An 11,749-nucleotide genomic window follows, 5' to 3' on the forward strand; every position below is an offset into this window, starting at 1 on the left:
AGCGGTCAGCTGTCAACGGCCGCTGACAGCTGACAAAAAAAGGCGCTGCCTCAGCAGCGTCTCTTTTCTTTATGCCAGCTCTTTCCGTACCACTTCCGCAATGGCTTCCGTGATATTGTCCAGTTCCACCTGGTTGGGGCCCTGGGCCATGATCCGGATCAAGGGTTCGGTACCGCTGGCCCGGACCAGTACCTGGCCGTCGTCCCCCAGTTCTTCCGTATACTGACGGACCACCTGTGCGATGGCCTGGTTGTCCTGCCAGCCGTTCTTGTCCTTCACCCGCACATTGAGCAGGGTCTGGGGATATTTCACCATCAGGGCCCCCAGCTGGGACAAGGTCTGGTTGTGGCGCACCAGGCTGCTCAGGAGCTTCACCCCAGTCATCATCCCGTCCCCGGTGCGTACCAGGTCCCCGAAGATGATGTGGCCGGACTGTTCGCCCCCCAATTTGTAATCATGCTTCAGCATCTCTTCCAGCACATACCGGTCTCCCACGGAGGTCTTCACCGTAGAGCCACCATGTTCCTTCATGGCCTTGGCCAGGCCCACATTGCTCATCACCGTGGTGACCAGCACATTGTCCTTCAGTTTGCCGGCCTTCATCAGGTCCAGGGCGCAGATCAGCATGATCTGGTCCCCATCCAGCACTTCCCCGTTCTCATCTACAGCCAGGAGACGGTCCGCATCCCCATCGTTGGCCAGGCCACAGTCAGCGCCCAATTCCCGGACCTTGGCCTGGAGGGCTTCCAGATGGGTGGAACCGCAGCCGTTGTTGATGTTGATCCCGTTGGGTTCATGGAAGATGGGGATCACATGGGCTCCCAGAGTCCGGAGGATGGCCGGTGCAATCTCACTGTTGGCCCCGTTGGCACAGTCCATGACCACCTTCAGCCCATTGAGCTTCACATCAGAGCTGTCCACGATATGTTTCACATACAGCATGCCCATATCCGGTTCTTGGATCACCTGTCCCAGGTTGGACCCAGTCACCGTCTGGGTATAATCCACCGGCTGGTTCACGATGGCTTCGATTTCGTCCTCCACTGCATCCGGCAGTTTGTAGCCGGTCCGGGCAAAGAACTTGATCCCGTTGTCCTCAAAGGGATTGTGGGAAGCGGAAATCACCACCCCTGCATTGGCTTCCAGTTTTTCTGTGAGATAAGAGACCGCCGGTGTGGGGATCACCCCCAAGAGATGGGCGTTCCCTCCCGCGCTGCAGATACCGGCCGCCAAAGCGCTTTCCAGCATGGTACCGGAAAGACGGGTATCCCGTCCAATCAGGATCTTGGGTGTCTTCACCTCCCGTCCGAAATACTGAGCCGCCGCACGGCCCAGCCTGTATGCCAGTTCCGCATTGAGTACAGGACCATTGGCGACGCCGCGGACGCCGTCCGTTCCAAACATTCTAGCCATCAGAGCCCTCCAGCTTGTATAGGATTTTGCTGCTTATTTTTCTTCTTCTACTTTACGGCCTGCCATTTCCACCAGCATTTCACCGGGAGTAATGTTATGGTAAGCCAACAGCACTAAGCAATGATACCATAAATCCCCCATCTCGTAAACAACCTGGTCCGCGTCGCTGTTCTTGGAAGCCAGGATGGTCCGGGTGGTATTGGCGCCCAATTCTGCCAGGAGATTGTCCTGGCTGGGAGCCGGCAGCAGCTTCCGAGTCTCTTTCTGTTTTTCTTGGTAACAGACGATCTGTTTGTACAATTCGTTGATCACCTGGGGCAGCCGGTTGTCAGCCACAGGCAGGCTTTCCCCGGAGGCACTGTTCCACAGGGGATTGAAGAAACAGGAATAGTTCCCCGTATGGCAGGCAGCGCCTTTCTGCTCCACCTTGACCAGGAGCGCATCCCCATCGCAGTCATAGGTGATGCTGTACACCTTCTGGGTATGGCCGCTGGTAGCGCCTTTGTTCCACAGTTCCTGCCGGCTCCGGCTCCAGAACCAAGTATAGCCGGTTTCCACCGTGCGGGCCAGACTGGTGCCGTTCATGTAAGCCAGCATCAGCACCTTGTCCGTCTTCACATCCTGGACGATGGCAGGGATCAGGCCCCTGTCGTCAAACTTCAGCTTGCTGATATCGATTTTCATAACCGTACTTCCACTCCTTTGCTCCGCAAGTATTCCTTCACCTGGCGGATCGTGAATTTCCTGTAATGGAATACGGAAGCGGCCAGAGCTGCGTCGGCTTTGCCGGCCGTAAGGACTTCATAGAAATCTTCCAAAGAACCGGCCCCGCCGGAAGCGATCACCGGTACAGGGACCGCTTCAGCCACCTTCCGGGTCAGCGGGATGTCGAAGCCATCCTTGGTGCCGTCCGCATCCATGCTGGTCAGGAGGATTTCCCCCGCCCCCAGGGATACGGCTTTTTTCACCCATTCCAAGGCATCCAGCCCGGTGGGCGTATGTCCCCCGTTGATGTAGACTTCCCAGGAATCTTCTCCCCGGCGTTTGGCATCCACAGCCAGCACCACACACTGGTTCCCGAAAGCTTCTGCGCCCCGGGAAATCAGGCTGGGATCCTTCACTGCCGCGGTATTGAGGCTGGTCTTGTCCGCTCCGGCCAAGAGCACGGCCCGCATGTCCTCGATGGAAGAAATGCCGCCTCCTACCGTCAAAGGCATGAACACTTCCCGGGCCGTCCGTTCGATGGTTTCCACCATGGATTTGCGCTTTTCCAAAGAAGCGGTGATATCCAGGAACACCAGCTCATCGGCCTGCTCCTTTTCATAGAGGGAAGCCAGTTCCACCGGGTCTCCGGCATCCCGGAGGCTGACGAAATTGGTCCCCTTTACCACCCGTCCATCCTTTACGTCCAGACAGGGAATGATCCGTTTTGCCAGCATGGCTCTACGCCTCCTTCGCAATCGCTACAGCCTGGCGAAGGTCAATGGCGCCAGTATACAGCGCCTTACCTATAATACACCCTTCAATGCCATCTGTTTCTCTTTTTTTCAAAATTTTCAAATCTTCCAGGCTGGCCACTCCGCCGCTGGCTGTCACCGCCAGACCGGAAGCCTGGGCCACTTTCACGGTGGCTTCCACGTTCACCCCGCTGAGCATGCCGTCCCGGGCAATGTCCGTGAAGATGATCCGCCGGACGCCTGCTTCCGCCATTTTCCGGGCCAGGTCTTCTGCCTGGATATGGCCGCTGGCTTCCCAGCCTTCCACTGCCACGTCCCCGTTCTTGGCATCGATGCCCACCACGATCCGGCCCGGATACTTTTCACAAGCTTCCTTCACCAGATCTGGGTCCTTCACCGCTGCAGACCCCAGGATCACCTGGTGCACCCCCCGGTCCAGCAGCCGTTCTATCTGCTCCATAGTCCGGATGCCGCCCCCCACCTCGATGGGGATGCCGCCCTCTTTTAAGATGGCGTCAATGGACTGGAGGTTCCGGCTTTCCCCGGCGACTGCACCGTCCAGATCCACCACATGGATGCAGCTGGCTCCTGCCTGGGCCCACTGTCTTGCCATGGCACCAGGATCGGTGCTGTACACTGTTTCTCTGGAAAAATCACCTTTCACCAGGCGGACGCAGTTGCCTCCCCGCAGGTCGATGGCTGGATAGATGTTCATAGTTTCCACTCCTTGAAGGCTTTCAGCATGGCCAGTCCGGCAAATGAGGACTTTTCCGGATGGAACTGGAAGCCCTGTACGCTGCCCCGGCCCACGCTGGCCGTAATTTGGGTCCCGTAATCGCAGACGGAGGTAATGATGGAAGGATCATCAGGCACCGCATGGAAGCTGTGGACGAAGTACACATACTTCCCGTCCGCTTCCTCCATCAAAGGGGACGGATTCACCGTAGAGATCCGGTTCCATCCCATATGGGGGATCTTGTATCCAGTGACGATCTTCTTCACCTGGCCCTTGAAATAGCCCAGGCCCTTCACCCCCGGCGCTTCCTCGCTGCCTTCAAAGAGCAGCTGTTCGCCCAGACAGATGCCCAGGAAGGGCTTGCCGCTGTGGAGGGCTTCCTGGACTGCTTCTTCCAGGCCCCGGCTCCGCATGGTATCCATACAGTCCCCGAAAGACCCCACCCCGGGCAGGATCACCCGAGGGGCTTCAGCGATGACCTTGGGGTCTCCGGAAACAACTGGGGACGCTCCCACTTTCAGAAGGCCGTTGTATACGGAGTGCAGATTCCCCCGTCCATAATCGATGATCACAATGGTATCTTTGTCCATTTACAATGCCCCCTTGCTGCTCATCACCCCATGGACCCTGGGATCCAGGGCTACGGCCTGGCTCATGGCCCGGGCCACACCCTTGAAGATGGCTTCCAGCATATGGTGGGTGTTCTTCCCATAAGGCACATTGATGTGGAGGGTCAGGCCACAGTTCATGGCCAGAGCCCGAAAGAAATCTTCTCCCATCTCCGTATCGAAATTCCCCAAGGTCACCCGGGGAATGATCTCGGCGTTCCACACCAGGTAGGGCCGTCCGGAAAAGTCCAGGGCGATTTCTGCCAGGGCTTCATCCATGGGCAGCAGGAAGCTGCCGTACCGGTGGATGCCTTTTTTGTCCCCCAAGGCCTGGGCAATGGCCTGGCCCAAAGCGATTCCCACATCTTCCACTGTATGGTGGCAGTCCACTTCCAGATCTCCCTGGGCCCGCACCTTCAGGTCCATAAAAGAATGGACCGCCAGCAGGGTCAGCATATGATCCAGGAACCCTACTCCGGTGGAGATATCTGCCTTGCCGGTGCCGTCTAGATCCAATTCCACACAGATCTGGGTCTCTTTCGTATTCCGTTCCACTTTCCCTTGCCGCATATCCATGGCCTCCCTCAGCTTACTGGATGATATCCTTGACAGCCCCGATGATCAGGGGATTTTCTTCCGCCGTGCCCACAGTGATCCGCAGGCCCCCCGGCAGCCGGGGATTCCCCGAGTAGTTCCGCACCAGGATCTTCCGGGCCAGCAGTTCCCGGAACAAGTATCCGCCGGCGGCCATGGCTTTTTCCGCACTGGGCAGGCTGTCCGCCTTGGCTTTCACGGCCAGTCTTTCCAGGGCTTTCCCAGCCGGCAGGGCCAGGAGGAAGTTGGTGGCGCTGGGCAGGACCCGGAAGCCCAGCGCTTCCAGATGCTCCCGCAGATATTTCCGTCCACTAAGCACCGCATTCACCCGTTCCCGGAGTACATCCGGCTTGCTGTAGAGCAGTTCTGCCGTCAGGATGGACACCCCGTTCACCGTATAGGGCAGCAGCACTTTTTTCAGGATCTTCATCAGAGGAGCGCTGCCGATGCCGTAGCCGATCCGGAGATTGGCCAGGCCGTAGGCTTTGGAGAAGGTCTTCAGTACCAGCAGATTGTCCACCTGGTTCACCAGGGACAGGGTGCTCAGGTCTTCCATCTTCCCTTCTTCCACCGCAAATTCCATGTAGGCTTCATCCATGATCACCGGGCAGTCCACACTGCGGATGATTTTTTCCATACCAGCCTTGGGATTGAAGTTCCCGGTGGGATTGTTGGGATTGCAGATGATCAGGAGGGCCGGCTTTTCTTCCCGGCAGAAGTTGATGACCCCATCCGGATCCACATATCCGTCCGCCGTCAGCGGGAACAGCACCGGTTCGCTGTCCGCCAGGATGGCATAGGTCTGGTACATGGAAAAAGAAGGATTGGCGGAAGCAATCTTCCGGCCCGCACCCCCGAAAGCGTAGCAGGCTTTTTCCAACAGTTCGCTGGAACCGTTGCCGATGGCCACCTGGCTGGGATCGAATCCCAGCCGGTCGGCGATGACCTGGCAGAGATCTTCCCCATGCATGGAAGGATACCGGTTGAAGGCATGTCCCGCCAGCCGGCTCCCCAGTTCCAGACGGATCTCTGGAGTCATGTCCCAGTTGGTCTCATTGGCATTGACAACAATATCTGCATCAGGTACCGTTTCCACCTGATAGTCTTCGATCCGGGAAAGGCTCTCCCGGGCAAGGATATTACTCATAACAGCTCCCCCTCATTGATTGATTGCAGCGTGCTGCACCGGCAGCACACTTTTGTCTACAGTCAATAGTCAACGGCCAGCTGACCGTTTTACAGCTGTTTCTCCTTCCGGATCCGGATGGCATTGGCATGTGCCTGGAGCCCTTCCGCTTCTGCCATGGCGATGATGTCGTCAGCGGCTTCCGCCAGGGCTTCTTTGGTATAGGAGATGATGCTGGTCTTTTTCATAAAGGTTTCCACATTCAGCACGGAATAGAACCGAGCCGTGCCGCCAGTGGGCAGGATGTGGTTGGGGCCGGCGTAATAGTCCCCCAGAGGTTCTGGAGAATAGGCTCCCAAGAAGATGGCGCCGGCGTTGCGGATCTTGGGCACCAGGGCAAAAGGTTCTTTGGTGTTGATTTCCATGTGTTCCGGTGCGGAGATGTTGGCCATTTCCACCACGGTGTCCATATCCTTGGCCAGGATGATCTTCCCTTGGACGGCCAAAGACTGGGCAGCGATTTCCTTCCGGGGCAGCTTCTGGAGCTGGACTTCCACTTCGTCCGCCACCTTGTTTGCCAATCCTTCATCGTCGGTGATCAGGATGGCACAGGCCAGAGGATCATGTTCCGCCTGGCTCAAGAGGTCAGCCGCCAAGTACTGGTAATCGGCGGTCTTGTCCGCCACGATGAGGATCTCGCTGGGGCCGGCCAGCATGTCGATGTCCACATGTCCGTAAACCGCTTTCTTGGCCAGGGTCACGAAAATGTTCCCGGGGCCGGTGATCTTTTCCACTTTGGGGATGGTTTCTGTCCCGAATGCCAGGGCTGCAATGGCTTGGGCCCCGCCCATCTTATAGATTTCCGTAATGCCGATTTCCTTGGCAGTGGCCAGTACATAGGGATTCATCTTCCCATCCCGGCCGGCAGGAGCTGCCATGGCGATCCGGGGCACTCCCGCTACTTTGGCAGGCACTGCGTTCATGATCACGCTGGAAGGATAAGCTGCCGTGCCGCCGGGGACGTAGATCCCCACGCTGTCCACCGGGGTCATCTTCTGGCCCAGGAAGGACCCATAAGCCCGGGGAGTGAGCCAGGTCTTGGGCAGCTGTTCCTCATGGAACTTCCGCACATTGGCGATGGCCCGGCGGATAGCGCCCATGGTCTTTTCATCCACGGCCTTTTCCGCTTCCGCAAATTCCTCTTCCGTCACCCGGATGGTGGCGGGAGTCAGATCCGCTCCATCCAGCTTCTTGGTATATTCGAACAGGGCGGCATCCCCTTTGGCACGGATATCATTGACGATGATGTCTACTTCTTCCGCTGCGGTGAGAGGCCGGCCGAACATTTTTTCTACGGCTGCCGCCACTTTCGGGGACAGTTTCACTTCATCAAAAGATTTCTTTTCCAAGAGACGGCTGATCTCTTCCGCCGTACTTTTTCTTTCATCATAGACTTTCATTCCGGTTTTTCCTCCTTCAGGACTACTTTCAGATCTTCTACTAGCTTCCGGATCCGGTCGTACTGCATCTTGAAGCTGACTTTATTGGCAATGAGACGGGCCGTGGACGGGAATACCGTGGCCACTTCCTTCAGATGATTCTCTCTCAGGGTACGGCCTGTCTGGACGATATCCACGATCATTTCACTGAGCCCCACGATGGGCCCCAGTTCGATGGAACCGTTCAGTTTGATGATTTCCATCTGCATCCCCAGCTTGTCGAAGAAATCCGCTGCGCATTTGGGATACTTGGTAGCCACCCGCATATGGGCGTAATCGGTGATTTCCGGCAGTACCTTGGCTTCTGGCACCGCCATCATCAGATGGCATCCCCCGTAGCCCATATCCAGCAGTTCGTAGATGTCCTTCCGTTCCTCATTGAGCACATCCTTGCCGATGATGCCGATATCCGCCGCTCCGTATTCCACATAGGTGGGCAGGTCCACGGTCTTGACGATGATGAACTTCACCTTGGTCTCTTCGTTGGTGATGACCAGTTTCCGGGAATCTTCCACCACATTTTCCGCCGCATAACCGACTTTGGCCAGGAGTTCCACAGATTTTGCAAAAAGTTTCCCCTTAGGCAGGGCGATTGTCAAATAATCCATTCCGTCTCTCTCCTATCCTACATATGCTACGGCTTCACACCGGTTGGCCGCACAGGCTTTGGCTGCTTCTTCCGGGGTCAGGGCATTGGTAGCCACTTTTACGTTCTTGCCGCCCTTGCGCAGCTCGATGGCCTTCTGGATGGCTTTTCCCTGGCAGCCGGGTGCCCAGGCTACGTAAATATCCCATTTGGATTCTCGGTTGAACCGGCCGTCCCGGCGCAGGGACAGGATGATCCGGTCGATGCCCATGGCAAACCCCGTCGCTGGTTCTGGATCCCCGAAAGCTTCCATCATATGGTCGTAACGCCCGCCGCCGCAGATGTTGAACCCGATCTGGGGGGCATAAGCTTCGAACACCATGCCGGTGTAATAATCGAAGTTCCGGATCAGGGACAGGTCGAAGGACAGGTACTGTTCCACCCCATAGGATTCTGCCAGTTTATAGATGGCTTTCAGGTTCTTCAGGGCATCCAGGCTCTTGGGATTCTTCACCCGGGTTTCCAGGGTATCCAGCAGGTCACGGCCGCCTTGGAGATAGAGCAGATCCCGGAACAGGTCCTTCAGTTCCTTGGGGATGAACCGTTCTGCCGCTTCTTCTAAGCCCACTGCATTGTGGCTCAGGATCATGGTCTTTACGAAGTCCGCCTGTTTCTCCGTCAGCTTGGCTTCTTCCATGAGCCCAGCCAGGAAAGCGCTGTGACCGATACTGATGAGGAAATCCTGGAGTCCGGCGGCTTTCAGGCTGCTGACGGCCAGGGCCAGCACTTCCGCATCTGCCATGGGGGCTTCCGCCCCGATCATCTCGATTCCCGCCTGGGAGAATTCGCACTGGCGGCCGGCCTGGGTCTGTTCGTGACGGAACACATTGGCGATGTAGAACAGCCGCTTCACGCCCCTATCGTTTTTCAGCCGGGTAGCCACCATCCGGGCCAGAGGGGTAGTCATTTCACTCCGGAGCATCACCGTCCGGTTGTTCCGGTCCATGAACCGCATGCTTTCATCGCTGATGCCAGCCCCGCTTAGGGCAAAAGTATCGGCGTATTCGATGGTAGGGGTGATGGCTTCATCGTAGCCCCAGGAAAGGAAATTCCCGGCGATCCGATCTTCCAGCTCCCGTTTCATCCGGGCATCTCCCGGCAGGATATCTTTGGTCCCGTAAGGGATCCGCAGTACAGTACTGTTGCTCATTTCTCGTTAGCTCCTTCAGTCAAGATGGGGATCAGGGTACGGTACCCTCCCGCTCCATAGTTCAGACAACGATTGACCCGGGATACGGTGGTGCTGCTGGCGCCCGTATCCTTGACGATCTTCGCATAGTTCTCGCCGCGATGAAGACGCACCGCCACTTCCAGCCGCTGGCTCAATGCCTTCAGCTCATTGGGGGTGCAGATATCTTCCAGGAAGGCCAGGCTGCCGTCCACATCCTGCAGCAGGGTAAAGGCTTTGGCCAGCTGTTTCAGTTCCCGTTCATTCAATCCGGCTACCATGATCGTAACCCCTTTCTTTTCTGGAATCTTTGCCGTTCCGGACCTTTCCGGAACAATTGCTTTACTGATTTAATACTTTACTACGATGATGCGATAAATGCAAGTAGTATTTGGGAATTTGTGAAAATTTTTTATGCGGTTTTCTCCATTAAAAAAGAGGCTGCTGCACGTAATGTGCAACAGCCCGGTCTCATGAGCCGCATAGCGGCTCGGTTTCAAGTCTCGAGACCCGAGACCTCAAATATCCATCCCTGCCCAATGTCCCCAATACACTGCATTGGTGATGGTGGACACCCGTGCTGCGTCTCCGATGACCCTGACAAAGGGGGCACTGTTCCGCAAAGCCTCCACTACATCCGTCCGGGACCGCTGGCCCAGGGCGCAGATCACCGTATCCCCAGGCACCAACACCTGCTTTCCGGAAGGATCGGTGCAGAGGATACCCTTTTGGGTCACTTCTACCCCTTTGTATCCCGTGTGGACCGTGGCTGTTTTGGCGATTTCCGCCAGCAGCAAAGGACGGTGGCGCACATTGGCATCGGGGGCCAGGGTGGGACGCATTTCCACGATTTCCACCTTTTTTCCTTCCTGGCCCAGGTGGATGGCACATTCACACCCGGCCAGGCCGCCGCCGAACACCACCACATGGTCCCCCACTTTGTCTTTTTCCTTGTAGTAGTTGTTCACGATCACCACATTGTCCCCGTCCAGTCCTTTGATGGGAGGCACCAGAGGCGTGGAGCCAGCAGCGATGATCAGGGCATCGGGCTTTTCCGCCTCCACCGTTTCCGGGGTGGATTCCGTGTTCAGCCGGATCTCCGCTCCTGCCTTCCGGGCCAGCAGTTCGTAGGTATGGGCCAGCTGGTACATCTCTTTCTTGAAGGGAATGGCCTGCTCACTTTTCAGGATGCCCCCCACTTCCCCTTCTTTTTCCATCAGGATCACCCGGTGGCCCCGGCGGGCAGCGGTATAGGCGGCGTACAGGCCCCCAGGGCCTCCGCCCACCACAACCACTTTCTTCTTCACCGGTGCCGGCTGGACTTCCGTCCCGTCCAGTTCCCGTCCGATGAAGGGGTTCACCGTACACCGGCGAGTACCGGTGGCCGCCCGTTCCGCCATGCAGGTGAAGCACCGGAGACAATGGACGATTTCCTCTTCCCGGCCTTCTTCGATTTTCCGGGGCGTTTCCGGATCTGCCAGCAGCTGCCGGGCCATGTACACCACATCCGCCTTTCCGGAAGCGACGATTTCTTCCATCATGGCCGGGTCCGTGAGCCCCCCGATGGCAGCCACCGGTTTTGCTACATGCTTCTTGATTTCCGCCGCCAGGTACACATTCCGGCCGTGGTCCTCGAACATGGAGGGATGGGTGATCCCGAAAGTCTTCTGGTAAGTGCCGGCGGATACATGGATCAGGTCCGCATAGGGTTCGACGGCCTGGGCAATCTTCACCCCTTCGTCCAGTCCGTAGCCTCCTTCCGCAAATTCCGCCCCGCTCATCCGGAACTCGATGGGGAAAAAGGGCCCCACCGCAGCCCGCACCGATTTCAGGACTTCCACCGCAAACCGGGCCCGGTTTTCCAAGGAGCCGCCGTATCCGTCCTTCCGGTGGTTGAACAGGGGGGATAGGAACTGGTTGATCAGCCAGCCGTGGCCTCCATGGATCATCACCATTTCAAAGCCCGCCCGTTTGGCCAGGCCAGCAGCATGGCCGTAGGCAGCCACGATGTCATCGATCAGCTCCTGGGTCAGGGCCCGCACCGGAACCCCATCGGCCCGGACTCCGTCACTGGGGCCCCACTGATGGAGGCTGTGCTGCTTTTCCTTATCCGTCATGTAGGTACCGGCAAACTGACCGGAATGGGACAGTTCCAGGGAAGGGATGGCGCCATGCCGACGGATGGCGTCTGCCGTATAGGTGGCGCAGGCCAGGGAATTCAGGATGCTTTCATCCAGATGGTAGGCATGGGAGCCGTCGGTGGCCGGATGGACCATCAGTTCCGAAACTGTGACCGCCCCGGCTCCTCCTTTGGCCCGGAGTTCATAAAAGGCCGTGGATTTAGGGCCGATGCATCCGTCATTGGTGATGTCCGTACCTCCCATGGGAGCGGAGAAGATCCGGTTCCGGAAAGTGGTGCGTCCCAAGGTGATGGGGCTGGACAGATGGGGAAATTTGCGCTGCATGTGATTGCCTCCTCAAAAATCATTTCTATTGTATCTG

At 57.3% G+C, this 11,749-nt stretch carries 12 protein-coding genes; all 12 read right to left on the reverse strand.

What is annotated here, in order from left to right; all coding sequences use genetic code 11:
• Positions 1-69: 69 nt before the first annotated feature.
• The gene (gene glmM, locus BQ2657_RS09915) at positions 70-1,413 is read right to left on the reverse strand and encodes a phosphoglucosamine mutase (RefSeq protein WP_075580460.1); all 1,344 of its coding nucleotides are present in this window, start codon (positions 1,411-1,413) and stop codon (positions 70-72) included.
• A 33-nt stretch (positions 1,414-1,446) separates the two neighbouring features.
• A complete protein-coding gene (gene hisIE / locus BQ2657_RS09920) occupies positions 1,447-2,097 on the reverse strand; it encodes a bifunctional phosphoribosyl-AMP cyclohydrolase/phosphoribosyl-ATP diphosphatase HisIE (RefSeq protein WP_075580461.1) in 651 nt (216 codons plus the stop codon).
• Complete coding sequence (gene hisF, locus BQ2657_RS09925) at positions 2,094-2,852, reverse strand: imidazole glycerol phosphate synthase subunit HisF (RefSeq protein ID WP_075580462.1); 759 nt, start codon at positions 2,850-2,852, stop codon at positions 2,094-2,096. The genes hisIE and hisF overlap by 4 nt, the downstream gene beginning before the upstream one ends.
• A 4-nt stretch (positions 2,853-2,856) precedes the next feature.
• A complete protein-coding gene (hisA, locus tag BQ2657_RS09930) occupies positions 2,857-3,585 on the reverse strand; it encodes a 1-(5-phosphoribosyl)-5-[(5-phosphoribosylamino)methylideneamino]imidazole-4-carboxamide isomerase (protein WP_075580463.1) in 729 nt (242 codons plus the stop codon).
• Positions 3,582-4,196, reverse strand: a complete 615-nt coding sequence (hisH, locus tag BQ2657_RS09935; protein WP_075580464.1) for an imidazole glycerol phosphate synthase subunit HisH — start codon at positions 4,194-4,196, stop codon at positions 3,582-3,584. Before hisH ends, hisA begins: the two co-directional genes overlap by 4 nt.
• A complete protein-coding gene (hisB, locus tag BQ2657_RS09940) occupies positions 4,197-4,784 on the reverse strand; it encodes an imidazoleglycerol-phosphate dehydratase HisB (protein ID WP_075580465.1) in 588 nt (195 codons plus the stop codon).
• A gap of 19 nt (positions 4,785-4,803) precedes the next feature.
• Positions 4,804-5,955, reverse strand: coding sequence for a pyridoxal phosphate-dependent aminotransferase (locus BQ2657_RS09945; RefSeq protein WP_075580466.1), 1,152 nt, complete (start codon positions 5,953-5,955; stop codon positions 4,804-4,806).
• Between the two features lie 89 nt (positions 5,956-6,044).
• Positions 6,045-7,394, reverse strand: a complete 1,350-nt coding sequence (hisD, locus tag BQ2657_RS09950; protein ID WP_075580467.1) for a histidinol dehydrogenase — start codon at positions 7,392-7,394, stop codon at positions 6,045-6,047.
• On the reverse strand, positions 7,391-8,041 hold the full coding sequence (gene hisG / locus BQ2657_RS09955; protein ID WP_075580468.1) for an ATP phosphoribosyltransferase: 651 nt from the start codon (positions 8,039-8,041) through the stop codon (positions 7,391-7,393). Before hisG ends, hisD begins: the two co-directional genes overlap by 4 nt.
• A 12-nt stretch (positions 8,042-8,053) precedes the next feature.
• Positions 8,054-9,229, reverse strand: a complete 1,176-nt coding sequence (gene hisZ / locus BQ2657_RS09960) for an ATP phosphoribosyltransferase regulatory subunit (protein WP_075580469.1) — start codon at positions 9,227-9,229, stop codon at positions 8,054-8,056.
• Positions 9,226-9,528: a YerC/YecD family TrpR-related protein gene (locus BQ2657_RS09965; protein WP_075580470.1), complete on the reverse strand. Its 303-nt coding sequence runs from the start codon at positions 9,526-9,528 to the stop codon at positions 9,226-9,228. The genes hisZ and BQ2657_RS09965 overlap by 4 nt, the downstream gene beginning before the upstream one ends.
• 237 nt (positions 9,529-9,765) lie before the next feature.
• The gene (locus BQ2657_RS09970) at positions 9,766-11,712 is read right to left on the reverse strand and encodes an oxidoreductase (protein ID WP_075580471.1); all 1,947 of its coding nucleotides are present in this window, start codon (positions 11,710-11,712) and stop codon (positions 9,766-9,768) included.
• Between the last annotated feature and the right edge of the window lie 37 nt (positions 11,713-11,749).

Origin of the sequence: Acidaminococcus massiliensis (assembly GCF_900095825.1) — a bacterium.
Lineage (GTDB): Bacteria > Bacillota > Negativicutes > Acidaminococcales > Acidaminococcaceae > Acidaminococcus > Acidaminococcus massiliensis.

Excerpts from the sequence above, each read along its gene's own strand:
- BQ2657_RS09970 (WP_075580471.1), bottom strand. The coding sequence starts at position 11,712 with ATGCAGCGCAAATTTCCCCATCTGTCCAGCCCCATCACCTTGGGACGC.
- glmM (WP_075580460.1), bottom strand. The coding sequence starts at position 1,413 with ATGGCTAGAATGTTTGGAACGGACGGCGTCCGCGGCGTCGCCAATGGT.
- hisB (WP_075580465.1), bottom strand. The coding sequence starts at position 4,784 with ATGCGGCAAGGGAAAGTGGAACGGAATACGAAAGAGACCCAGATCTGT.
- hisA (WP_075580463.1), bottom strand. The coding sequence starts at position 3,585 with ATGAACATCTATCCAGCCATCGACCTGCGGGGAGGCAACTGCGTCCGC.
- BQ2657_RS09965 (WP_075580470.1), bottom strand. The coding sequence starts at position 9,528 with ATGGTAGCCGGATTGAATGAACGGGAACTGAAACAGCTGGCCAAAGCC.
- hisZ (WP_075580469.1), bottom strand. The coding sequence starts at position 9,229 with ATGAGCAACAGTACTGTACTGCGGATCCCTTACGGGACCAAAGATATC.
- hisG (WP_075580468.1), bottom strand. The coding sequence starts at position 8,041 with ATGGATTATTTGACAATCGCCCTGCCTAAGGGGAAACTTTTTGCAAAA.
- hisF (WP_075580462.1), bottom strand. The coding sequence starts at position 2,852 with ATGCTGGCAAAACGGATCATTCCCTGTCTGGACGTAAAGGATGGACGG.
- BQ2657_RS09945 (WP_075580466.1), bottom strand. The coding sequence starts at position 5,955 with ATGAGTAATATCCTTGCCCGGGAGAGCCTTTCCCGGATCGAAGACTAT.
- hisIE (WP_075580461.1), bottom strand. The coding sequence starts at position 2,097 with ATGAAAATCGATATCAGCAAGCTGAAGTTTGACGACAGGGGCCTGATC.
- hisH (WP_075580464.1), bottom strand. The coding sequence starts at position 4,196 with ATGGACAAAGATACCATTGTGATCATCGATTATGGACGGGGGAATCTG.
- hisD (WP_075580467.1), bottom strand. The coding sequence starts at position 7,394 with ATGAAAGTCTATGATGAAAGAAAAAGTACGGCGGAAGAGATCAGCCGT.